The organism is Methanosarcina siciliae T4/M (assembly GCF_000970085.1).
Lineage (GTDB): Archaea > Halobacteriota > Methanosarcinia > Methanosarcinales > Methanosarcinaceae > Methanosarcina > Methanosarcina siciliae.
Genome location: NZ_CP009506.1, coordinates 4,930,733 through 4,955,009, shown reverse-complemented (window position 1 = coordinate 4,955,009; position 24,277 = coordinate 4,930,733). Strand labels below are relative to the sequence as shown.

General features: G+C 41.6%; 22 protein-coding genes. 11 read left to right on the top strand and 11 right to left on the bottom strand.

The genetic code is table 11. The features are described 5' to 3' along the window. Positions 1 to 374: 374 nt before the first annotated feature. From MSSIT_RS20735 to MSSIT_RS20710, 6 genes are all read left to right on the top strand, one after another. Positions 375 to 923, top strand: a complete 549-nt coding sequence (locus MSSIT_RS20735; RefSeq protein WP_048174348.1) for a pyruvate ferredoxin oxidoreductase subunit gamma — start codon at positions 375 to 377, stop codon at positions 921 to 923. Further along, the gene (gene porD, locus MSSIT_RS20730) at positions 920 to 1,180 is read left to right on the top strand and encodes a pyruvate synthase subunit PorD (protein ID WP_048174347.1); all 261 of its coding nucleotides are present in this window, start codon (positions 920 to 922) and stop codon (positions 1,178 to 1,180) included. The genes MSSIT_RS20735 and porD overlap by 4 nt, the downstream gene beginning before the upstream one ends. Beyond that, positions 1,180 to 2,391 carry a pyruvate synthase subunit PorA gene (porA, locus tag MSSIT_RS20725; protein WP_048174346.1) on the top strand — a complete coding sequence of 404 codons (1,212 nt, stop codon included), beginning with the start codon at positions 1,180 to 1,182 and terminating at the stop codon, positions 2,389 to 2,391. The genes porD and porA overlap by 1 nt, the downstream gene beginning before the upstream one ends. Next, on the top strand, positions 2,388 to 3,278 hold the full coding sequence (porB, locus tag MSSIT_RS20720; RefSeq protein ID WP_048174345.1) for a pyruvate synthase subunit PorB: 891 nt from the start codon (positions 2,388 to 2,390) through the stop codon (positions 3,276 to 3,278). The genes porA and porB overlap by 4 nt, the downstream gene beginning before the upstream one ends. Positions 3,279 to 3,655: 377 nt before the next feature. Next, positions 3,656 to 4,444 (top strand): class I SAM-dependent methyltransferase, encoded by a 789-nt coding sequence (locus MSSIT_RS20715; protein ID WP_048174344.1) that lies wholly within the window; start codon positions 3,656 to 3,658, stop codon positions 4,442 to 4,444. 896 nt (positions 4,445 to 5,340) lie between these two features. Then, positions 5,341 to 6,735: a DUF7507 domain-containing protein gene (locus tag MSSIT_RS20710; RefSeq protein ID WP_082089098.1), complete on the top strand. Its 1,395-nt coding sequence runs from the start codon at positions 5,341 to 5,343 to the stop codon at positions 6,733 to 6,735. A gap of 153 nt (positions 6,736 to 6,888) precedes the next feature. Here MSSIT_RS20710 and MSSIT_RS20705 read toward each other — a convergent pair whose 3' ends face one another. The 11 genes from MSSIT_RS20705 to MSSIT_RS20660 all read right to left on the bottom strand — a co-directional run bounded on the left by MSSIT_RS20705 (position 6,889) and on the right by MSSIT_RS20660 (position 17,353). Next, complete coding sequence (locus tag MSSIT_RS20705; RefSeq protein ID WP_048174342.1) at positions 6,889 to 7,128, bottom strand: hypothetical protein; 240 nt, start codon at positions 7,126 to 7,128, stop codon at positions 6,889 to 6,891. 444 nt (positions 7,129 to 7,572) lie between these two features. Continuing rightward, a complete protein-coding gene (locus tag MSSIT_RS20700; protein ID WP_048174341.1) occupies positions 7,573 to 8,028 on the bottom strand; it encodes a hypothetical protein in 456 nt (151 codons plus the stop codon). A gap of 43 nt (positions 8,029 to 8,071) precedes the next feature. Continuing rightward, positions 8,072 to 8,242, bottom strand: coding sequence for a hypothetical protein (locus MSSIT_RS23840; RefSeq protein WP_156158923.1), 171 nt, complete (start codon positions 8,240 to 8,242; stop codon positions 8,072 to 8,074). Between the two features lie 516 nt (positions 8,243 to 8,758). Then, a complete protein-coding gene (locus MSSIT_RS20695) occupies positions 8,759 to 9,583 on the bottom strand; it encodes a metal ABC transporter permease (RefSeq protein WP_048174340.1) in 825 nt (274 codons plus the stop codon). Between the two features lie 47 nt (positions 9,584 to 9,630). Next, on the bottom strand, positions 9,631 to 10,395 hold the full coding sequence (locus MSSIT_RS20690; RefSeq protein ID WP_048174339.1) for a metal ABC transporter ATP-binding protein: 765 nt from the start codon (positions 10,393 to 10,395) through the stop codon (positions 9,631 to 9,633). Between the two features lie 185 nt (positions 10,396 to 10,580). After that, positions 10,581 to 11,564 (bottom strand): metal ABC transporter solute-binding protein, Zn/Mn family, encoded by a 984-nt coding sequence (locus MSSIT_RS20685; protein ID WP_048174338.1) that lies wholly within the window; start codon positions 11,562 to 11,564, stop codon positions 10,581 to 10,583. Between the two features lie 346 nt (positions 11,565 to 11,910). Continuing rightward, positions 11,911 to 12,378, bottom strand: coding sequence for a metal-dependent transcriptional regulator (locus tag MSSIT_RS20680; protein ID WP_048175166.1), 468 nt, complete (start codon positions 12,376 to 12,378; stop codon positions 11,911 to 11,913). A gap of 100 nt (positions 12,379 to 12,478) precedes the next feature. After that, on the bottom strand, positions 12,479 to 13,936 hold the full coding sequence (locus tag MSSIT_RS20675) for a GntP family permease (protein ID WP_048174337.1): 1,458 nt from the start codon (positions 13,934 to 13,936) through the stop codon (positions 12,479 to 12,481). 39 nt (positions 13,937 to 13,975) lie between these two features. Further along, positions 13,976 to 14,530, bottom strand: a complete 555-nt coding sequence (locus tag MSSIT_RS20670) for a chemotaxis protein CheW (protein ID WP_048174336.1) — start codon at positions 14,528 to 14,530, stop codon at positions 13,976 to 13,978. 54 nt (positions 14,531 to 14,584) lie between these two features. Then, entirely contained in the window at positions 14,585 to 16,714 is a 2,130-nt protein-coding gene (locus MSSIT_RS20665; protein ID WP_231590166.1) for a methyl-accepting chemotaxis protein, read from the bottom strand. A gap of 258 nt (positions 16,715 to 16,972) precedes the next feature. After that, positions 16,973 to 17,353: a response regulator gene (locus tag MSSIT_RS20660; protein ID WP_048174335.1), complete on the bottom strand. Its 381-nt coding sequence runs from the start codon at positions 17,351 to 17,353 to the stop codon at positions 16,973 to 16,975. Between the two features lie 1,303 nt (positions 17,354 to 18,656). Between MSSIT_RS20660 and MSSIT_RS20655 the strand changes: the two genes are divergently transcribed. From MSSIT_RS20655 to MSSIT_RS20635, 5 genes are all read left to right on the top strand, one after another. Then, positions 18,657 to 19,022 (top strand): response regulator, encoded by a 366-nt coding sequence (locus MSSIT_RS20655; RefSeq protein WP_048174334.1) that lies wholly within the window; start codon positions 18,657 to 18,659, stop codon positions 19,020 to 19,022. 230 nt (positions 19,023 to 19,252) lie between these two features. Further along, entirely contained in the window at positions 19,253 to 20,326 is a 1,074-nt protein-coding gene (locus MSSIT_RS20650; RefSeq protein WP_048175162.1) for a protein-glutamate methylesterase/protein-glutamine glutaminase, read from the top strand. A 136-nt stretch (positions 20,327 to 20,462) separates the two neighbouring features. Next, on the top strand, positions 20,463 to 22,493 hold the full coding sequence (locus MSSIT_RS20645; protein WP_048174333.1) for a chemotaxis protein CheA: 2,031 nt from the start codon (positions 20,463 to 20,465) through the stop codon (positions 22,491 to 22,493). Between the two features lie 128 nt (positions 22,494 to 22,621). Further along, entirely contained in the window at positions 22,622 to 23,551 is a 930-nt protein-coding gene (locus tag MSSIT_RS20640) for a CheR family methyltransferase (RefSeq protein WP_048174332.1), read from the top strand. A 93-nt stretch (positions 23,552 to 23,644) separates the two neighbouring features. Beyond that, the gene (locus MSSIT_RS20635; protein WP_048174331.1) at positions 23,645 to 24,271 is read left to right on the top strand and encodes a chemotaxis protein CheC; all 627 of its coding nucleotides are present in this window, start codon (positions 23,645 to 23,647) and stop codon (positions 24,269 to 24,271) included. The last annotated feature ends 6 nt before the right edge of the window (positions 24,272 to 24,277 follow it).

Sequence of the window (24,277 nt, the reverse complement as noted above, 5' to 3'; positions counted from 1 at the left end):
ACTATCAGGCACCAAACGGCGTGAATATATAATTGAAAATATAGTACCGTCAAGATAATTATGATCCATCAATTATGAATACTATGAGGTTAACAATTTTGCCGTCCAAAGTTTTGAACCATTACCAATCAGCCTTTGGATATTAATTGGTGTCTGGAGAAAATGCCGGATGAAAAACCGTACAGGGTAGAGGTACGGATTCCTGATCTGGCAAGAATTAATAAGAGATTAACTTCAGGTTAACTCGATTAATAGCAGTGTGCTGACAGCCAAACTACAAATAATCATGCCATACAGACTGCCGAAAACAGCAAAAAATGCTTGAAAAACATTAAAAAACTAAATTAAAACCGCGTTTAACAAGGAGAATCCAGATGAAGGAAATCAGAATACACGGTCGAGGAGGCCAGGGTTCTGTTACTGCAGCTGAAATGCTTTCCGTTGCAGCTTTTGAAGACGGAAAGTTCAGCCAGGCCTTCCCTGCTTTTGGGGTAGAGCGCAGAGGTGCTCCTGTGCAGGCATTCACCAGGCTCAGTGAGAATCCGATCAGGCTCCGAAGCCAGATATACACACCAGATTACGTGATCGTCCAGGATGCCACCCTGCTCGAAACTGTCGACGTTGCAAGCGGGATAAAAGACGATGGCATTATCATCATCAACACAAAAGAAAAACCCGAAGACCTAAAACTTGATACAAAAGCAAGGGTCATGACCGTTGACGCCACAAAGGTGGCAATGGACATTATTGGCCTTCCTATTGTGAACACTGTCCTTCTGGGAGCTTTTGCAGGTGCAACCGGAGAGATCAATGTGGAATCCATTAAAAAAGCCGTAAGGGACCGCTTTTCCGGCAAAGTAGCCGAAAAGAACGCTCAGGCTATCCAGAAAGCCTATGAACTTATCAGGGGGAAAGAAGCATGAAGATCCCAATTGGAGGAATTTGCGAACCGGGTTCAACCCTTGTAAACAAAACCGGAGGCTGGAGAAACTTCCGACCTGTTTACAATTACGAAAAATGCACCAAATGCGGAATCTGCGAGATTGTGTGCCCTGATATGTCAATTCTTCCCAGAGAAGATGGTTTTTTCGAATACAACTACGATTACTGCAAAGGATGCGGTATCTGTGCGAATGAATGCCCTGCAGACGCAATTGATATGATTCTGGAGGAGAAATAATGCCGCTCAATTCAGCTGACAAGGCCAAAATGGTAGTCGTGGAGGGTTCCTACGCAGTTGCCCATGCAGCAAAAACTTGCCGTCCAAATGTGATTTCCGCTTATCCTATCACCCCTCAGACCCATATCGTTGAAGACTTATCCCAGTTTATGGCAGACGGGGAAATCCCGAACTGTGAATACATCAACGTGGAATCCGAATTCTCGGCGATCTCGGCCCTTGTGGGAGCTTCGGCTGTCGGGGCAAGGACCTATTCCGCAACCACCTCCCAGGGGCTTGAACTCATGCACGAAGTGCTCTTCAACGCTTCCGGCATGAGGTTCCCAATCATCATGACCGTAGCAAACAGGGCGGTCAGCGCTCCGATCAATATCTGGAATGATCATCAGGACTCGATTGCCCAGAGGGATACAGGCTGGCTCCAGATCTATGCAGAAGACGTCCAGGAAGCAGCAGACCTGATCCCCCAGCTCTACAAAGTCGCAGAGAACAAAGATGTGCTCCTGCCGGGAATGGTCTGCATGGACGGATTTATCCTCTCCCACGTCTACGAACCCGTAGTGCTCCTTGAGCAGGACCTTACCGACGAGTTCCTGCCCAAGTATGAGCCTGAGTACGTACTTGACCCTAAAAACCCGCTGACCTTCGGAGCCTTTGCAGACCCATCGACTTACACCGAATTCAGATACCTGCAGGAAAAGGCAATGCAGGCAGCTCTTCCGAAGATCGAGGCCGTATCCAAAGAATTCGCAGAGATCTTCGGCAGGGACCACGGAGGCCTTATCGACGGTTACCAGCTTGAAGATGCTGAAGTCGTAATCATGGCCATGGGCTCCCTTGTGGGCACTCTCAAGGAGGTAGTTGACAAGTACAGGGCAAAAGGCGAGAAGATCGGTATCCTGAAAGTCAGGTCCTTCAGGCCTTTCCCGAAGATGCAGATCAGAAAGGCCCTGGCAAATGCCAATGTTGTGGTCGTACTTGACAAGAACATTTCAATCGGAACAAACGAGGGTGCTCTCTTTACCGAGACTAAGTCTTGCATGTACAACAGCAGGTGTGACATTCCGATTATTGGTTATACCTTAAACCATGGGGGCCGCGATGTGCCCATAGAGCTCGTAGAGAAGATAATCGAAGAGGCCAAGAAGGTCGCAAAATCCGGTATTACGGTTGAGAGCCAGTTTGCTGACGTCAAGGAGGAGTTGCTATGAGTAAACCCGCACCAAAAACTTACCTTGCTCCGGGACACAGGGGCTGTGCAGGCTGTTGTGACGCCCTTGCCGCAAAGTTCATGCTCATGGGTGCAGGCCCGGACTGCATTGTGATCAATCCGACAGGCTGCCTGGAAGTTATGACCACACCCTTCCCGGAATCTGCCTGGCAGGTCCCCTGGATCCACTCTCTCTTTGAAAACGGAGGTGCAGTGGCATCAGGTGTCGAGGCTGCCTTAAAAGCTCTCGGCAAGAAAGGAAACACCAAAGTCATCGGAGTGAGCGGTGACGGCTCGACAATGGACATAGGGATCAGATCCCTTTCAGGCGCTTTTGAAAGGGGCCACGACATTACTTACGTCTGCGTGGACAACGAAGCCTACATGAACACAGGGATCCAGAGAAGCTCCGGAACCCCCTTCGATGCTTCCACAACAACAAGCCCCGCAGGCAAAGTCTCCTTCGGAAACCCACGCCCTAAAAAGGACATGCCCACCATCATGGCAGCCCACGGCTCCCCGTACGTAGCCACAACATCAATCGGCTTCCCGCGGGACATGATGAGAAAGGTCAAGAAAGCTACCGAAATTGTGGGCCCCACCTATATCCACTCCCATGCACCCTGCCCAACCGGCTGGGGTTTCGACGGCTCCAAGACCATCGAACTTGCAAAACTCGCAGTCGAGACCTGCCTCTGGCCCATGTACGAAATGGAAAACGGTGAGATCACCCAGGTAAGAAAAGTCAAGAACCCAAGGCCAGTCGAGGAATACCTCAGAGCCCAGAAGCGGTTCAAACACCTCTTCACCATGGAAGGCGGCGAAGAAGAAATCGCAAAGATCCAGGCTGCTGCAGACTGGAACATAAAACACTACGGACTTCAGTAAAAACTGAAGTTCTACTTTTTTTATTCTTTTCTTATTGAGTTTTGATTATTGGATTTTTAATTTTAATTTTTTTGACGGATTTTTAATTTTCAGATCTGTTTTCAAGCTTTGGAAGGATTTTCCGAGATCCAGGAGTTGAGGAGGAATCTGACTGAATTTTGTTTTCTGCCATCAAGAAGGATGTTTGGGTATAACCGGATGTAAAAAATAAACATCAAATTGTTTTAATCCGATGTGTATGGGCATCCTATTAAGATTACCTGTAATCTGACATACAACCGCAATTATTTAACTCATGTTTTCTAATAATTAATGAAGATCTTTTCCAGAAAACTTTTCCAGAGATCTTTTTCAGGATCTTTTCTAGAGATGATTCTATGACTTCAACCAGTTCAATCTCCAACAAGCTCCCTTCCCGTTACGACACCCTCCAGAAACAATGTCTTCCAAACTGGCAGGCATTCTTCTCCACAGTAATCGAATTTATCCCTGAGCCAGTGCCGGATCCAAATCCGGAGTCAATTTCCGAAGAAACAGAAAGGACGTCCAGGGAAATCGAGATACTCGAACTTGGGAGCGGGACCGGATTTCTCACCAGCTTGATAAGGAAAGAAAAACCTGATGCTAAAATAACCTGCATCGACAGAAACCCTGAAATGCTGGCTGTGGCGAAGGAGAAGCCAGAACTGCAGAAGAACGTCACATTCATTGAGGGGGATATTCAGGAAGAGTGCGCAAAGTGGAAAAATCTCGGAGGGCATGAAGGGCCCGGGTGGAAAGAACATTCAGAGGGAAAAGGAAAGTTTGATGCTGTGGTTTCCACACAATGCCTTTGCTTCCTTGCTCCGGGTACAAAATCCCGAGTTTTCAGGCGAATTTACGAGGCTCTCAAACCGGATGGAAGGTTTATTGAAGGAGATATCTTTAGGCCCGAGAGTGAGTGGGAAGAAAAGATTTACATAGATCACTGGAAGCGGTACATGGTTGACCAGAAACTCACCGTTCAAGAAGCGGAAGAAATGCTGGAAACTTTTGAAGATGTGAGGGAGAGCATCGATACCCCAGAAAAGTTCAGGGAGAGACTTGAAGAAGCAGGATTTAAGTGGATTTTCTGTCCTTACTGGTACGAGATGTACGCTATTTTTATATGTGCACATAAAGGATGAACAAAGAACTCACAAAAATAAACATTAAGTTTTGTTTTGAAAGTTAGAGTTACTGAATCTGTTTTCAACTGGAAAGAAGGATAGAAGAATACCCCAAAATCCGGAAACGACTCAAACACTCTAGAAACGGTTCAATACCTTTTATATGGAAGTCGGCGAAGAAGAAATCTAAAAGACCCAAGCTGCTACCGGTAGGAACATGAAACACTAAGGACTTCAGTAAAAACTGAAGTTCTACTTTTTTATTCTTTTTTCAATCAAGTATGATTATTTGAAAAAAAGATTTCATTTTTTAATAATTATTTGTTTTTTAAAAGTAATGGAATTGTTGAGTTGTGTCAAAATTTTAAAAACTAAAGTCTTGAAACATCATTTGAAATAATATTTGTTTTTTTCCCTATGACACTGTGAATAAAATTGGGATTATATTCAGAATATTTAAACTGGAAAAAAAGAAACATTTGAAAAAAATAAAATTAAAAAAATGCTTAATCAATCTTTAAAAATGATATAAAGGCTTTAAAATCCTAATAAACAATCCAAATTTTATCAAATATTTTTGATCCAAAATTATATATTCGAAGGTATCTTATTATGAATATTATCAGGAGTATGGTACTAGAAAATATAATAAGTCTGACGATAAAAGATTCAACGGAAGGAGAAAAAGGATTGAAAAATTAACTTCTGTTTAACTTTGATTTTATTGTTTGAGGATTAACTGTCTAGATTTATTTGTTGTCAACATTATTTCCAAAATTTATTCAATAGGGTGTGAGGTATTAAAAATTGGTATTTGTCCATCTTAGATTACCTTTTCGATAAATGTTAATTTTTTGAGTTTAATTATAAATATAGATTTAAATTTTTAAGAAAAAAAATCTGGAAGTGAATAAATGAGAAAGAATATCGCAAACCTTGTGGGTATGACCATGTTATCCCCCACCAATGGGACGAGAAAAAACCAGTTACATTCACTACTTTTGATTATATTTTCAATGATGTTGATCATGTCCGGGGTGACACAATTTGTGCAAACCGCATCTTCAACCGCATCCGATCAGCTGGAGACCGAAGCTGACTGTGAAGTAGCACCTGTACAGGTAAGCTCGGCTTGTGAATCCTTTCCGGCATATGAAATAGAAAAGTGCGTCAAAAGTGTAAATTGCATGGGGTCACAAGCCAGTGTAAAAGAAGCCGGAGATGTTATCACCTACCTGATAGTCGTGACCAACACCGGAGATGTCGACCTGACAAATGTAACTGTTACGGACTCCCTGATTGCTCTGTCAGGTCCGACAGAATCAAAGAATAGGGACTGCATCCTGGAAGTTGGGGAAACCTGGACCTATAACGGCTGCTACGAGGTGACACAGGAAGATATAGACACCAACGGCGACTGTGATGGATACATCGATAACGTAGCAATGGTAGATTGTGATCAGTTGGGGGCAAAATGTGATAGTGTCAGGGTACCTATAGAAGAAGCGTCTTCAGGAGATGATTCAACAGGAGACGATTCAACAGGAGACGATTCAACAGGGGATGATTCAACAGGAGATGATTCAACAGGAGATGATTCAACAGGAGATGATTCAACAGGAGATGATTCAACAGGGGATAATTCAACAGGAGAAAACCCTGATTATTCAATATATAAATCAATAATCGGAGCCGATAAAGCCGGAGATAATATAATCAACGAAGCTGGGGACATAATAGAATATCAGATAATTGTGAAGAATGAAGGCAGCGCGAACCTGACAGGAGTTTTGGTAAACGACTCGATGATTACATTGACAGAACCTGCTGGAGACGATCTTGACTCAGGAGTGTTGAATCCGGGAGAGACGTGGAAATTCTTCGGGAACTATACGGTAACCCAAGAGGACATTGACAGTAACGGTGGAGGGGACGGATTCATCGAAAATACGGCAATAGTAAGTTGCAACGAACTTCCTGATGAGAACAGTAGTGTACGACAATTGATCGTCCTTAACTTAACCGAAAACGATGACAGTAATGACACCAGTATAGTCCACTACCACACTGATGGCGGTACTGGGGAAGCCCGTATCATCCCCAAACCTACAAAAAACGTTGAAGTGAACGAAACTGGCAATGAAACGCAGCTTGGACCTGAAGTTAGAAATGTTGCCCAGAACACCAAGAGCGCCGAAGCAGATATTGAGGAGGAGCCTGAACAGGAAAAAGCAGGCTTACCTGGATTTGAAATCGTTTATGGCGCAGTCGGACTGCTTGCTGCAACATTCCTGTATAAAAGGAAGTAAAAACAAAGAAAATCAGGTAAAAAAGCATTAAACAAGCTCGGTTCAGAAACAATTAGATGAGGGAATTAAGCCTTCATCTAATTTGCTAATTTTTATTCTCAATCCAAAAGAGATAAAGTATTTTTCCAGAAAAAACCATTGGATGAACAAAACTTAAAAATATACTTCTCTAATTGGGGGGTAGGCATCTGTTTTGTAATGCCGTTTTTCAAGAATTACGTTTTTTAGGCTACCGTTTTTTAATATATCGTTTTTTAGGCTACCTTTTTTTAATATATCGTTTTTTAGGCTACCGTTTTTTAATATATCGTTTTTTAGGCTACCTTTTTTTAATATATCGTTTTTTAGGCTACCGTTTTTTAATATATCGTTTTTTAAGCTACCGTTTTTCAAGACACCGTTTTTTATTTTCCGTTTTTTTCACAGATGCCTTGGACGCCAGATATCTTTCCCTAAATATAAGACTACGTATGTACTGAAAATTGAATATAACTATTCAGAAGTACTGTAAATTTTACATAGAGTTTGGGACCAAAATCAAAGTCGGAAAAGCTTTTTCATATTTATGAGAGACTTTTATGAGGTCCAGGTTACTTAAAAAACTTTACATCTAGATCGACTTTAAATTTACAAAAATCGGATTTCACAAAACTCAGGTATGTAAACATATGTTTTGTGAAATTTTAGATGTTGAAAAAAATAAGAGGGTTGTAGAAATGAAACAAAATAAACATAAGAAAAAGATAAGCATAAGAAAAAGATAAGCATAAGAAAAAGATAAGCATAAGAAAAAGATAAGCATAAGAAAAAGAATGAAAAAAAGTGGCTGCTTGAGAGTTAAATGTCAACAAGGGGCAGCTGTCTTCTGAGGTCCGGCAAGTAACCTTCCCTGTGAAGGGCGATCTTATAATCACTAATTGACCTGCATACCTTATGTGTGTATTTTATGCAGTCGGTACCAACCACCCCTTTAAACAACAGCCTTTCTGTCTTTTCTATGAATTCAGGATAGGTAAATACCAGTTCTTCTTTGGTATGCAGGAAAAGGGCTGTAAAGTCCCTGTGAATGCCCATGCTTCTTTTAAGGAGCTCAACGTTGAGATGGTCCTCAGAGAGATAGTTGTTGAACTTCACAAACGTGTAAAAGTCTGCGATGTTCTGATTCAAAGAGTTCAGGATTGAATGTAGCACATTGTCTGTTTCCGGAAGAGGGATATCCGGAAGGTTGAGGTTTTCGCCATCAAACATTTCGTTTTCTTCAATATTTTGATCCCGGGTTGTCTCGCGGTCCATTTTATCACCCTGGTATGACGTTTTATATATTAAGTTTCATATTTCAATAGACGAATCTGGCGGTTTCTGATTTATGGGAACCGAACCAAACGTTAACCTCTTTGAGGTGGCTTACGGACACACCTGCTGGCTTGAGATGGTGGCAGCGCAGGTGTATCAATTGTGCGCCCGGGTGAGATTTGACTGTGCATACCCTAACCTGTCGCAAATGCATCGCTTCCCCACTAGAAGCGGCTTTGTAGTATCTCACACGGTGCTGTGTACTCCGTTTTTGAATTCCATTTTTGAATCCCATTTTTGAATTCCATTTTTGGATTTCGTTTTTGGATTTCGTTTTCGGATTTCGTTTTCGGATTTCGTTTTCGGATTTCGTTTTCGGATTTCGTTTTTGGATTTTGTTTTTAATTACTAATTTACTCCAGGAATGTTAACTTGCAAACCTGGTAGTATAAAAAATCTGATTTAACAATTAGGCTTCTTACATTTTACCATATATAAAATTATGTCTTAATAAAACAATTCAAATATAATTTTGTAGAGGGTAAAATTTAGTTCTGCCAAAAAATTTACTTAAATAAATTATATACTGAAGAGTACTAGAATATATACCTGATCCTTCAGATCTGAGCCTTAGATCCGAGTTCTGTACATTACCTAAATTCTATACAAATACACTTATATTAGAAATGACGGCTGGTTCAAAAAAATTTTAAAAAATAATGGCATGTTTTCAACTCTTTGAAACATGCCTGCCTTCTAGCATATCCATGCCGATAGCTACAAGCCCGTATACAAAGCTCAGTACAAGAATAATAGTGGCTCCAGAAGGAACATCCAAAGCATAGGAAAAGCCTATTCCTGTAACACTGATCAAGGTCCCGAAGGCAGTTGATATAAGCATCATTCGTTTCAGGTTATGAGTGAATTTTCTGCTCAGGGTGGCAGGAATGGTTAGAAGGGCGATCACAAGGATAATCCCCACGACTTTGATAAGGACAACAATTGTAAGGGCAATAATACAGAGCAGTAAAAGATAGAGCTTTTCGGTAGGAATCCCCTGCACAGTTGTGAACTCTTCATCAAAGCATAAAGCGAGAAATTCCTTATAGAACAGATAGACCGCACTCACTATGACAGCGTCAAGAACCAGCATCAGGTACAGGTCAAAACGGGGAACCGTAAGAATATTTCCAAAAAGGTAGGTCATCAGGTCAGGGGCATATCCTGGAGTTAGATATACAAAAATAACGCCAAGAGCCATTCCAAGAGACCAGAGAATGCCTATTGCACTATCTTCCGGAATTTTAGATCTCTTGCTTACGGTACCCATGACAAGAGCAGAGAACAGGCTGAAAGGAAGGACTCCGAGCATAGGGTTGATCCCTAAATAATAACCAAGCCCTACACCTCCGAAAGAAGCATGGGCAATCCCACCGCTGATGAAGACGATTTTTTTGACAACAACAAAAGCACCTATGATTCCGCAGGCAACACTTGCAAGGATTGCGGCTATAAGGGCATTCTGGATAAAAGTATATTGCAGAAGCTCAAACATTTATTATTTCTCCTCAAGAAACTGTTTTTCAAACCCAATCCTTGACTTCATGAATTCCCTTTGTGCTGCTCCAGCACTCTATGGGGTACTCCGTGAGCAATCAGTTCGACAGGGCACTGATAAGTGGCTTCCAGGTCCTCAGCCGGGATTTCCTTAGAGTTGTGGTAGTGGAACGTGCGGTTAAGGCAGGCTATCCTGTCCACATAGACAGAAACTGCGCTGAGGTCATGTGTAACCATAATGATTGCCATTTCATGTTTGAGCCTGTCCAGGAGCCTGTAAAGTTCGTCCTGCATGTGAGGGTCAAGCCCGGAGTTGGGTTCGTCCAGAAGCAGGAGTTTAGGTTTCGTTGCAAGAGCCCTGGCAATAAAAACCCTCTGCCGCTGCCCGCCCGAGAGCTGGCCTATCTGCCGGCCCTTAAGGCCGAACATCTCTACTGTTTTCAGAGCCTCCTCAGCAGCCTTTTTGTCTTCTTCACTGTACTTTTTCAGAAAACCCGTATGGCTCATCCTGCCTGTCAGGACCACTTCCCAGACACTGATAGGAAAATCAAAGTCAAAACCTTTGTACTGGGGGACATACCCTACAAGGTCTCTGCTTTTTTCCGGAGGCTTTCCAAATATTTTCACACTGCCTTTATAGGGCTTCAAGAGCCCTATAAGCACTTTGAGAAATGTGGTCTTTCCTCCACCATTGGGTCCTATAATCCCGAGAAGCCCATTAGGATCTTTTAATTCGAAATTTACTGCTTCAAGGATTGTCTGGTTTCCGTAGCGGACCCAGACATCCTTTAACTCTATAACCTTCTCCATTACCTTTCCTTCACCATCGTTTTTATCTTACCCCAAATTAGGTTCTTTTTATATTTAGATATAGAACCTTCATAAGGATCTGAATAAGAACCCAAACAGGAACCTGAATGAGAACTCAAACAGGCACTTGAACAGGACCTGATGAGAACTCAAACAGGTACTTGAACAGGAACCTGAAAACGATATTACACAAGGTTTCTGGCAAAGACATCGGATACATTGTCCATGTTTGCAATGTAATCCTTCGCAAGAGGATCAACAGCCACAACTTCGCCGCCAATCTCCTGAGCTAAAACCTCCGCACTCCGGGTACTGAACTGAGCCTGGACAAAGACAACCGTGACATTCTTTTCCTTTGCAAGGTCCACAAGCTTTGCAAGATCCTGTGCACTCGGTTCTTTTCCTTCAATCTCAACAGGAATCATAGTAAGCCCGTAGTCTGCGGCAAAATACCCCCAGGATGGATGATAAACCATGAAGCTTTTTTCCTCTTTTCCCTCAAGCTTTTCCCGAATCCTTGTATCCAGAGCATCCAGCTCTTCAAGGTAAGCATCTCTATTCTGAGCATAGTAAGCTTCGTTTTCAGGATCGATTTCTACAAGCCCTTCATATGTTTCTTCAACCATTATCTTTGCGTTTGCAGGGGATGTCCAGATGTGGGGGTCCAGTTCTCCATGATCTTCCTCACTCTCGTTTTCATGTCCTTCTTCAAGCTCTTCATCATGTTCTCCTTCTTCTCCTGCATGATTATGTTCTTCAAGCTTTCTCAATTCAATCCCTTGAGAAGAATTTACAATAAGAGTGCCACTGTCCATGGACTCGAAATAGTCAATCCAGCTATCCTCAAAAGGCATGCCAACTCCGACTGTTACTAACATTCTGGCTTTGCTGATTTCCTGGACTTCCTTTGGGGAAGGTTCATAGGTATGAGGATCTGCCCCGGATGGGACTATAACAACAGTTTCTACTTTATCCCCTCCTACCTTTTCTACAAATTCAGCTTGGGGAACAATACTTACGGCAACGATTATAGGTTCATCCGTTTCCGATACTTCAGCTCCCTGTCCCGCAGTCTCGTTATCGGAGTTGCCGGAATCCGTGCAACCGCTGACAAAAATGCTCAGACCAACAATCAAAAGTACTAATGTAGTTATGATTTTTGTTTTCATAATTGAACTCCTGTTTTTCACTTTCGTTTCCGCTTCATTGCTTCAATCGATTTCATTTCTGGAAAGAGTTGAAATGATGTTGATATAAGTAAGATAAACCGGGAAATTAGATAAACTTGGCATATACCCAAAAATATGAAATATGCTGATTGTTTTTTGGGCATATACCAAATTTGATTCAAAGCCGGATCAAAGACATGGATCAAAAACATACCATAACCAGAGACCGGGACCAAAAACTTGAATCAAAGATCTGGATTGAAGAATTTGTCCAACCCTTCAGTCATACCAGAAATTAAGGATAATGCTCCTTTAATGACGATTCTCCTTTAATGACGATTCTCCTTTAATGATTATGTCCCAAATGAAGGCTTTGCTCCAAATGAAGGCACTTCTCGTGGCTGATTTCTCCGCATACACCGACCATCGGATGGCCCATCGAGTTACATATTTTGTTTACGGCGTCCCTTGAAACAAAAGCTTCAAAACGAGAAACTTCAGCGCATGCTTCCTCCGTTGAGAGCCCGTAATGAGTTAACAGAAGACTCAAAATTCTGTGCCTCCGGACAAGGAATTCCGCATATTCCTTCCCCATTTCGGTCAGATCCACTCCCCTATACGGAATGTGGTTCAGATAACCGGCTGCCGCAAGTTCGTTTAAAGTCTTTGTTGTTGTTGAAGGGTCAACCTGCAGACAGGAGGAAATTTCAGTAGTCTTTACGGTGCCATTTTTTTCAAGAATGAACTTGAGGTAATCCACCTTTCTCGGAGAGAGTTCGAGGCCTGTAAACTCGGGATAATTCTGCTCATTCATATAGAGAAATATAAAAAACTGATATTTATTATTTGTCATAGACCAAATACCAAGTTAAAATTTGTAGTATATCCAAATTGGAAAGGAAATGAAAAAAAATTCAATAGAAGAAAACATACACTCCGGCAACCAGCAGGAAGCTTACCACACCCATCAGAGCATTCCCAAGCGTATTTGACCTGAAAACCTCGGAGGGTTCAAGTTCTGCCAGTTCCCCGAAAATCCAGAAGAATGGATCATTGACGTGTGAAAACAAGAATGTACCTGAAGCCATTGCAAGGATCAGGATTTCCACAGGAAGCCCGAGTTCCGGAACAAGAGGAAGCAAAAGGGACGGTGCAACAAGCATTGTTACAACCCGTGACCCCTGTACGGTTTGAAGGGCTGCTGCAACAAGAAAAGGAACAAGGATATGAGGCAGGTTAATCTGCAGGAAAAACCTGCCAAGGGCTTCTCCTGCCCCGGTCATGGCAAGAGTCGCTCCAAGGGCACCTCCCCCGCACAGGTCGAGCAGGACAACACCACTTCTCCTTACAGCTTTTTCGACCAGAGCCCTGACCATTTCAAACCCCAGTGTCCTGCCGGAAAAAATTGAGAGCAGAACTCCTATAAGGAGTGCAACATTCGGGTTCCCCAGAAAAGCAAACAGTGGAGAGGGATGCTCAAAACCAGCCTGGAAAAGAATCAGAAGCAGAGGAAGAAAGATTGGGGCATATGCTTCAAGCCTGCCTGGCTTTTTAGTTTCTTTTCCCTGCACTCCCTCTTTTCTTTGCAATCCGTTTTCTTTTTGTACCCCATCCTTCTGCACTTCGATACCTTTTTCCTGTATTATTCCTGCCTTCTCCCTTGTGCCTTCTTTTTCCTGTATTATTCCTGCCTTCTCCTTTTGTGCTGTTATCGTAATTTCAGTAAATCCTGGCTGAACATGTCCCTGATTGCCATATTCAGAAGCTCCATAGGACTCAGCCTTCCCCAATTTTCTGGCATAGAGGTAACCTGCAATAGAAGTCGGGACAGCAATAAAAAATCCCATAAGAATGAGTGTATCCGTGTTTGCCGAAAGTTCTTCTGCTGCCGAAATAATTACGGGAGAAGGATACACCAGATTAAATGATGCAACAGCCCCGAGTGCAAGTGATGTTGCAGTGGAAATGGAGGGGTAATTGAGCTTGGTCGCCAACTCTTTTGCTATCGGAATAAAGATGACATAAGCCAGGATATAGCACATCATTGGCACGGAAAAAAGAAAACCAAGAATGCTCAGGGCAAGCAGAGGGTTTCTGGAAAAGCGCATAATGTCAGAAGCTATTAAAGACATTCCGCCGGTCTTCCGGAGCAAAATCCCGATGATACTCCCGCAGGTGATAATTATAGCAAAACGGGAAAAAACACTGCCAAGTCCCCTAGTTATAGCTTCGATTGCACCCATAGGCTCACCCGCAAGCACTCCTGTGAGCAGAGATACGAGAACAAGGCTAAGGAACGGATGAAGCCTGAATTTTGCTGTAAGCAGCAGTATGGAGATAAGGGCGAAAAGGAAAATAAGAGCAGGGTGCATAATATCCAGACTCCACTGGAGGAGTTTATCACTGGAGGATTATAGATTTTCGATATTCTCCTCAGGAAGCTGCTCAGAAGAAGGAGATGAAGCGGAAGAAGAAAGCTGGCTGAGTTCGTCAATTTCTTCTTCTCCGAGTACCCTTGCAAGGTTCAGCAGGATAAGGAGCCTATCCCCCATTTTCCCTACTCCGGTAAGATATTCGACATTAATCTTTGATTTAATCATATCCGGGGTCGGTTCAACAGAAGAAACAGGTAGTTTCAACACCCCGGTTACGGAGTTTACAAGCATGCCTATAATTGTGTCCTTGACTTCAACTATGATAATTCGGGACAGGCTGTCGTTTTCTTTCGGACTGAATCCAAGACGCCGGTTAAGATCTATTACTACGATAATTTTTCCCCGCAGGTTAATTAGGCCCTTTACGCATTCCGGAGCCTGAGGAACACGGGTGATTTTCGAAACCGGTATGATCTCGGAAGCCTGCATGATATCGACTCCAAACTCCTCACCTGACAGTTCAAAAACTACTAAATGAAGCAACTCCTCAGAAGGAGTCGAATCTTCCTTTTCTGCTTTTTCCTCAAACATTTTAATTCCTCAGGGCCAATTTAAGGATTTTAACCGGCTATTGCCCTATCATAGTTATCCAGAACGATTTTCTTTCTCGCCGGTTGAATTTCCAAGCCTGAATTTTTCAGTTGCTTTTTTCATCTTTTCTCCAAGCAAAGAGAGATCATTCGCCATGCTGGCAAGTTCGGACATAGAGGCGCTCTGTTCTTCAAGAGCTGCGGCAGTTTCCTGGGTTCCTGCAGCGGACTGCTCCGATATTGAGGATATATCTTCCAGGGTAGAGGTAATTTCTTCAATGGATGCTGACTGTTCTTCCGTAGCAGCTGCAACATCCTCGATCATATTCGTGATCTCATTGATTGTGGAGACGATCCCGGTAACCATCTCAACCTCTTCATTAACCGAAATCGAGCCGTTCTTCACGTTCTTTTTACTTGCTTCTATGCCTTCCACCGTATCGCTTATACTTTCCCTGATCTCATCAATCAGCCTGGAGATATTCTGCGCTGCGCTTCCGGATTCCTCAGCAAGTTTTCGGACTTCATCGGCCACAACAGAGAATCCTTTTCCATGTTCGCCTGCTCTTGCAGCTTCGATTGCTGCATTCAGGGCAAGCATATTGGTCTGGTCTGCAATTCTGGTTATTAACGCTATGATCTCATCGATCTGCTGAGACTTGGAATCAAGCTCCTTGATAACAACTTCAGTGTCATCAACAGAAGAACTGATAAGGTCCATCTTTGACAGGACGCCTCGGGAAACATTCCCTATATTGTTGACGGTCTCATTCACCAGATTTGTGCTCTTAGAAACCTTATGAGTATTATCCGCAACTTCCTGGATATTGTGGGTCATATCCTGCATTGCATGAGTTATATCAACAATTTTTGTGCTCTGCATCTCTGCCCCGTTAGAGATCTCAGATGCCGTCTCTGAAATTCTCCTTGATGCAGATGCCACTTCTTCGGAAGAAGAAGACATTTCCTCCGAAAGGGTGGCAAGGTGCGATGAACCCTCCTGAATTTCTTTAATCAGGTTCCGCAGGTTTTCAACCATTGCCTTAAAAGCCTCTGAAAGCTGGTAGATCTCACTTCTTGAGGAGCCTTTAATATCAACATCAAGGTCTCCTTCAGAGATCCTGTCGGCAGCTTCAAGCAGTTCGTAGATAGGCTTTCTGTAGATATTCAAAATCACAAAAACAAGTAAAGTACCAATAAGAATTGAAAGAAAAGTTACCAGAAAGATCTTATTTATAGAGTTTACAATCAGCGAGTCCAGTTTTTCTTTCTGGTCAGCACTTGCAGATGTAGCTACTTCTTCAACCTGCGCAGCTATAGCCGCCATATTTGCTGCTTCGAGTGTTTTTCTCTCTTCCAGAACCTTAAACTGCTCGAAATCAGCCTGGAAATTTTCCGCACTTGTAAGGATTTCCTCTCCCAGAGCAATATTTTCGGGTCTTTCCATTCGCCCGTTCAAATCTGTAGAAAGTTCAATAAGATCTTCCATATAAGCATCAAAGTTATCCGCATACTGCTGATCCGGGTTCATGGCATAATTCTGATACTCGTTTCTGGCCTTCATTGTCAATACAATGATGCTCCGGGCGCTCTCGGCGTTGGAGAATTTTCCTTCGAGAGTTTCATTTGAATATCCGCTCTCGAATTCCTCCCTGTACTGGATCATCTGGTTTTTAGAAAGCTCATCTGCGTTTGTTATCAGAGTGTCACTATCGACAACCAGTTTGTCTCTTGTGACTGCCTGTTCATCATCTGCTTCGACATACATGTCAAAAGCTTCACTAAAATTGCTCGAAGCTGCAAGAACAAAATCCATCCTGTCGCGGTTCACAGGATCCAGATAGCCGATGTATATTTCTTTGGATATAGCCGCCTGGGTGGGCACAAGGCCAAGATAATAATAAACTTCTTCTTTGTAAGCCGGATCTCGGTGAATAATGTAACTTTCCTCTGCCTGCACGGCTTCCTGCATGTTATTCATAATAAAAGTCATATTCTGGATAGCCCGGCTCTTCTCCTCGACTTCGGTCATGCCCTGATAACCTGTATAACCTACAAAAAAGATCAAAATGAGGAGAAGGGCAAATCCTATCACCACATGCCCTATCTTTGTGCTTTTGTACATCTTTTTCACCCGTGATTCCAGCTTCTTTGCCTTTCTGCCCTTTTTATCCTGCAACCGCATTACAACCCACAGCGGCTCATGTTGAAAAGAACAGAAGGATATACACCTGTAAAGGAAAAACCTGTAAGGTCTTATCCAGATTTCCCAACTAGTACTCAATATAGATTATTTAAGAATTCATAAATTTTCTGATTCTTAAAAGGGATAAGAATCTAAAATAATAGGGGAACCCGAGATCAGGCACTTTTCAAGGACTCCTTTTAAAGATACTCCTCAGGAAAAAATCCAGTGAAGAGAATCATCAGGCAAGAGAATTATTCAACCAGGAGAATTCATTGCTGTAAGAAATTCCTTGACCTGCTCTCCGAAAAGATCAAAATTTATGGGTTTGGAAAGGACAGCATGACATCCGGCTTTAAGGAATTTCTGTTCACTTTCGGGATCACAATGTCCTGTAACGGCAACAACCCTTATGCCTTGTGTTTCAGGGTCGCATTTTATCCTTTGAAGTAATTCAAGACCATGCATTTTTGGAAGTTCCATATCCATCAGTACAAGATCAACTTTAACCTTACTGAGAACTTCAAGTGCTTCAAAGCCGTTTTTTGCCTTCTTCGGATCATATCCGCAGGATTTCAGAAGGTCAGCTTCAATAACAAGGTTAAGCAGGTTATCCTCAACGATCAGGATTTCAGGCATTTGATCACTCCTGTGTTTGCTTGAAGAAGTCTCGGGATGAGATCTTTATGTAGAGGTCTCGGAAAGATATCCTATAGATATTCGTAATGAGGCTCTTCTTCTGGAGGTGCTTTTCTTACTGAATTATTATTCTTACAGGGGGTTATTTTGGAGAAATAATTTTTACTGTAGGAACAGATAAACCGATTAATTATGCGATATATACTATCCTATTCCTTATATACTCCTCAGAAAAAGTTCCATTAAATAACCACAGTAATTTTTATTGCAAGTATTACTCCTTTGTTTAAAATTCCTGATATACTCGGAAAATTTTGAGTATATTGATTGGTCGGCAGTTAGTTGGTCAGTATAGTTAGTTGGTCAGTATAGTTAGTTGGTTAGTATAGTTAGTTGGTCAGTATAGTTAGTTGGAATTTACAATCGGCACTCAAACACTTAAAACTAAATTTTAACACCAGATAGATTAAATTCCAGTGACAAAAAGAAGACATCCAGTTCGCAGTGTTTATCCTTTGTATAACGATATAGCAGATAGCGGTAAATTCCCCGACTTGATAAAGATATATAAATTCCCCGTAGAATATAAAGTTATTTATGAATATATGTCTGTATTAATATATCTAAATAGTGCAGGCCGCCTTCTTCGTATATTCCCCATTTTGTAAGAGTTAATTTGATTGAAAGTAAAAATAAATCTGCTGATCAAGCCACCAGTTTTTGCTCTATATCTGGAAGACTCGGTCAAAGTTAAATGCGCTTTTAGATTCACATAACTTTTAGATTCACATAACTTTTGAAAACTGTTTGTTAACATGCAAATATTCCAAAATTGAGACGAGTTTAAAGCTATATAATTTGATAAAGATAATTAAAAAAGTTTAATATAGCAGGTTTCGCATATATTTTTTCACATTAATAGAAAAGCCTTCTGTTAGCAAAAAAACTTGCGTCAACCATTATGTTAACCTTGTGAGTATTCTGATAAAAGTTATCTGGAAAATAGCTTCAACAGGAATTCTTCGGTTTAAAGTATAAAAGACTCAAACAGGCCGGAATAGGCCGAAAAAAAAGGGAAAAAGTTAGGAACAGAGCTACAGGGTTAGCATGATTATTCTAAAACTCAGAGTATTTCCAAAAAAATAAAATTTTGAAGTTAGATAATTTCAGAACGGTCTCAATATAAAGAGGACACATACTGTCACAATATAAAGTAGGATCAATACCCTTCAATATAAAACAGAACACAATACTTTTACATGAGGTATTATCACTTGCTTATAAAAATAAAGAAGGTAGATCAATGGCAAGAGTAATGATCGTGGACGATGCCGAATTTATGCGAATGGTAATCAGAGACATTCTTTTGAAGCACGGACACGAGGTTGTTGCTGAAGTAGGTGATGGAGAAGAAGCGATTCAGACATATCTGGAGGTAAAACCTGACCTTGTGCTGATGGACATAATAATGCCAGATATGGACGGAAAAGAGGCATTACAAAAACTTCTTTTAATAGACCCTGATGCGAAAGTAGTAATGTGCTCTTCTCTTGGGCAGCAGGCTCTGATAACGGAATCCATGAAAATAGGTGCCATGGGTTTCATAGTAAAACCTTTCGAGCCCGACGGCATGCTGGATGTAATTAAAAAAATTGCTGAGCCAAATTAAACAAATTGAGTTAACTGAGTTAAGTCAGACACCCGTTTCTGAAGAGAAGCATCCAGATGGTGAATAAATAGCCTATTTCTGGATCAAATCTCGGACTACTGAATTAAACAATTTTTCTGAACCATAAAATGCTGTCTGGATTGGATAGACCTAATCAAAACACCAGAACTAAATAAAAGGGGTTTTAAAAACGATTTTTAAATCAAACAATTCAACAAAAAGTGCTTGAAATGACTATTCGCGCACTCATAGTAGACGATTCTGCTTTAATCCGCAAAGTTCTTTCTGATATCCTCAACGAAGATCCGAATATCATGGTTGTAGGGACTGCGATCAACGGAAAGAACGGCCTTGAAAAAGTCATGAAACTCAGGCCCGATGTAGTACTTCTGGACAATGTAATGCCCGTTCTTGACGGCCTCAAGACCCTTGCCTGTATCATGAAAGAACAGCCGACTCCCATAGTTATAGTGTCATCTCTGGGAGAAAGAGCCGAAGAAATCACCCTTACGGCTTTTGAGTACGGAGCAGTGGATGTAATTGAAAAGCCCTCAGGTATTCTCAGCCAGAGCATGCCTGAGATGGCGGAGGAAATTTGCAGGAAAGTCAGGATAGCTTCCAAAGCCAACCTTAAAAACCTGGAGTGCATGCGAGATTCTGAACCTTTGAATCCGGAAAAAGGGGAAACAAAAGAAAACCGGGTTCTGAAGAAAGCAGCTCCCGTAAGAAATATACTGGCGATAGGCGCATCCACTGGAGGGCCACGAGCGCTGGAAAAACTTATATGCTCACTTCCAGGTGAGCTTCCGGCTGCAGTTCTTGTAGTACAGCATATGCCTCCGGGATTTACAGCATCGCTATCCAAAAGGCTTGATGCAAAGTCAGCTCTCAGGGTAAAAGAAGCACAGGAAGGAGATAGGGTCGAGGAAGGAACTGTGCTTATAGCCCCCGGGAATTATCATATGGAAATTGTGCGAAATAAGGTAAACAGCCTTGAAAAAGAAACAGTACACCTGTCTTGCGGTCCTAAAGAACTGGGATCCCGGCCTTCGGTAAATGTCCTTTTCAGGTCAATTGCCCCTGTTTACGGTTCCAGGGTTATTTCCCTTGTCCTTACAGGAATGAACTGCGATGGAGCTGATGGAGCTGAAGAAATTAAAAAAATGGGAGGCAAAGTAATCGCAGAAGCCCGGATTTCATGTGTAGTATACGGGATGCCCGGAGAGATTATAAAGCGAAACCTGGCGGATCTTGTGCTCCCCCTGGACAAAATGGCGGAAGAAATTATCAGAATAATTGGATGAACTTTAAAGTAGAATTGAATGAACTTTAAAGTAGAATAATTTAATAACTTCTTACTTACCAGAAATTTACTGAAAATTTATCAGAATTTATTGAAAATTCAGATAGCTCTCAGGATTATAAAAGGCAGGCAAAATCATGGACATGTCAAAGTATATGGCCATTTTCAGGTCCGAATCTGAAAAATACATTAAAGAAATGAGTGATTCCCTGCTAGCACTCGAACTGGATCCTGAAAATATTGAGCAGATGAATGTAATTTTCCGTGCAGCCCACACCTTCAAAGGCATGGCTGCAACCATGGGGTTCAGGCAAATTGTCGAACTGACACATGAGATGGAAAGCCTGATTGACAGGTTCCGTACGAGACAGCTGATCCTGGATTCTTCATTAATAGATATTCTCTTCGAATGCCTGGACGCTCTGGAAGGACTCGTTGAAAATGTCTGCAAGAGTGCGGAAAGTAAAAACGGGGAAGGAAAAAACGATAGAAGTGAAAGTCATAAGTCTTATCCTGATGCGGGGGAAGTTCTGAAAACTCTCAGGAATTTAAATAACTCCCCAGAAGAAGTTATCCTTCAAAAAATTGAATCCGATTCCGTTTCTGCAGGCAGGAAAATAGAGGAAAAAGAAGAGAAAAAAGAAGCAGTAGTGGAAGTAGAAAAAGAAGTAAAAGGGGGAGAAGAAAAGAAAACAGAAGGGAAAAGAGAAGTAAAAAGGGAAGAAGAAAAAGAAGCAAACGAAATAAAAGAAGATAAAAAAGAGACAGAAGAAGGAAAAGAAGAAAAGGGCGGAGAGAAAGAAAGAGATAATAAGAGAGAGAAAAAAGAAGAAGAAGGAAGGGAAGAGAAAAAAGAGGAGACAGAAAAAGAAGAAAAGAGATTCGAAAGTACAGTAGACAAGGAACTCGAAAGCATAAATAAAGAGTTAAAAGAAAAGAAAAGCCGTACTGACTCTGGACCAAATTTTAAAGTAAAGAACGTACAAAGCTCAAGAATGCAGGATTCAAAGCTCCAGAGTCCAAAAATACAGAGTTCAAGGATCAGTACGGAACAGTTAGATAAGTTGATGAATCTTGTGGGTGAGCTCGTAATTAACAGGAGCAGGATAAAAGAGCTCACAGGGGAGTCAAAATCAAAGGATCTGGAGTTTGCGCTTTCCGAATTCCGGAAACTGACCCGAGAACTTCAGGAAGAAGTGTTAGAGATAAGGATGGTTCCTCTGGACCATGTAACCAATATTTTTCCCAGGATGATAAGGGATCTTGCAAGGGCGCAAAATAAAAAAATTAATTTTGTGATAAGGGGAAAAGAAATAAAGCTCGATAGAGCCGTTATGGAAGAAATCGGAGATCCTCTGGTGCACCTGTTAAGAAATGCGGTGGATCATGGAATAGAACTTCCCGAACAGCGTGTGGAACTCGGGAAAGAGGAAACCGGCACTATAATGATTACGGCTTCAAAGCAGCAGAACTACGTTCTTGTCAAAATAGAAGATGACGGAAGAGGGATAAATGCAAAAGAAATTCTGAAAGCTGCCCTGGAAAAAGGATTTATTTCAAGAGACGAAGCCGAACAGCTTTCGGAAAGAGAAACCATACAGCTGATTTTTGCCCCGGGACTTACTACTGCCAGCACGGTAACGGACCTTTCAGGCAGAGGGGTTGGAATGGATGTTGTAAAGAACCGGATTGAACGGTTAGGAGGCTCTGTTAAAGTGGAATCGAAGCTCGGATTTGGCTCAAGGTTTGAACTGAGGCTTCCTATAACGATTGCTCTCTATCAGGCTATGCTCGTGAAAGTCGGAATGGAAAGATACGCGATTCCTTTCACAAGCATAGTAAAAAGTATTTCGGTCAGGAAGGAGGAAGTCCGACATATCAGTGGTGAAGAGGTTATTGTGATAAACGAAAAAATGCTTCCCCTTCTCAGATTGCGTAAGTTGTTCCAGTTGCCAGCTGTACAGAAAGAAGAAAGTCTTGTTGTTGTTATAGTGGAAAAAGCCGGACAATATATAGGACTTGTTGTTGATTCCCTGCTTGGAAAGCAGGAAGTTATCATAAAAAATTTTAAAAGCAGGCTGCTGGAAAAAACCCGGGGATTTGCAGGAGCGACAATTCTGGGAGACGGGTGTGTCATTTTAATTCTTGATGTTAACTCCATAATTTGAAATCCAATCAGGGACTGACAATACCCAGGGACTGACAATAACAGTAAATACTGGCAAGAAAGCAAATATTTCATACTGGCAAGAAAGCCAATACTTCAGATCCAATGCTTCAGACGAAAAGAAAGTGAATGAAGATAAATAAAGGTGGAATAAAGATAAATGAAGAAGGAGTTAAGGAAAGTAAAAACGGAATCAAAGTAAGTGATAAAAGAAATAAGGAAGGCAAGAATTTCGAGGAAGACCCGGAATTTGAACTGCTAAAAAGAGTGGTTACGGAAAGTACTGGTTTTAACTGTGAGTATTATAAGGAAGCTCATTTCAGGCGTAGAATTAATGTCCGGGTCAGAGCTACCAACTCAGAGAATTATGAAAAATACCTCAGAGTGCTGAAAAAGGACTCGACAGAATATGAAAATCTCGTTAAAGCCCTTACAATAAACGTCAGTGAATTTTTCCGAAACCCGGAAACTTTCGGAGTAATTGAAAAAGAAGTTATTCCGCATCTTATAAAATCCAGATCTGGCTCCCTGGTAAAATCGATCCGTATCTGGAGTGCAGGCTGTGCAACAGGAGAAGAGGCATATTCTCTTGCCATTTTGTTGCACAGAATTCTCGAGAAAGATTTCGGCAGGTATAGAATAAGTATTTTAGGAACTGATATTGATGATTTAAGCCTTGAGAATGCCCGAAAAGGAATTTACCGAGAAAATGTACTTAAAAATGTGGATGCCAGTATAAAAAAAAATTATTTCGTAAAGCAGGGTGAGACATACCAGGTTTCCGAGCAACTAAGAAGTATGATACGTTTTAAACGGCATGATATGTTATCGGAATCAATATCAAAATCCTGTGTAAACCGTTTTGACCTCATAATCTGTCGAAACGTCATGATATACTTTAAAAAGGAAATTCAGGAACAACTGCAGCTTAATTTTCATCAGGCATTGAATAGAGGAGGGTTCTTTGTTATAGGAAAAGCAGAAACACTACTGGGAACCGCCTCAAATCTTTTTAAGCCTTACAATGCAAGAGAGCGCCTGTATATAAAAGAAACTTAGAATGCTTGAAGAGGTTTGAAGATCTGAAAAACCTGAAAGATCTGAAAAACCTGAAAGATCTGAAAAACCTGAAGAGAATTAAAGGGGAAGTTCATGGAAAAAATCAGAAGCTTGAGTAAATTTGAATATGGAGCGCTGAAAGAGATTGGGAACATAGGGGTAGGGAACTCAGCAGCCTCTCTTTCCAGGCTCGTAAACAGCATTGTCTATACCAGAGTTCTCGATACAAAGTTTGGGTTAATCGAAGATATACCGAAAACAGCAGGTTTTTCAGAATTCCCGGTGCTAGGTACATTAATGCGTATCAAAGAGGACCTCACTGGCTATATCCTTGTCTTTTTCCCTGAAAATAGTGCAAAAAACCTCTGCATGAGCCTCTCTGGTGAAAAGGGAAAAGAAGATCTGACAGATCCTATAAATTTGTCCTTAATTGAAGAAGTTAGCCATATACTGGCAGGAACCTACGTAACTTCCCTTGAAAAATTCCTGAAACTTAATCTTTCGATATCTGTTCCCTTTGCAACATATGATATGTCCGGCGCCATTTTCAATTCAGCAGTTACAGAGATGGGGTGCACAACAGACTTTGCACTTATGCTTGATACGGAGTTTTTAATAAAAGAAAAGAAAATTAATGGAAACATACTGACTTTATTTGACCCGGAATCTCTGGACTGCCTATTAAAAAGAATTAATTCGATGATTAATCAAGACCCCTGATTTACT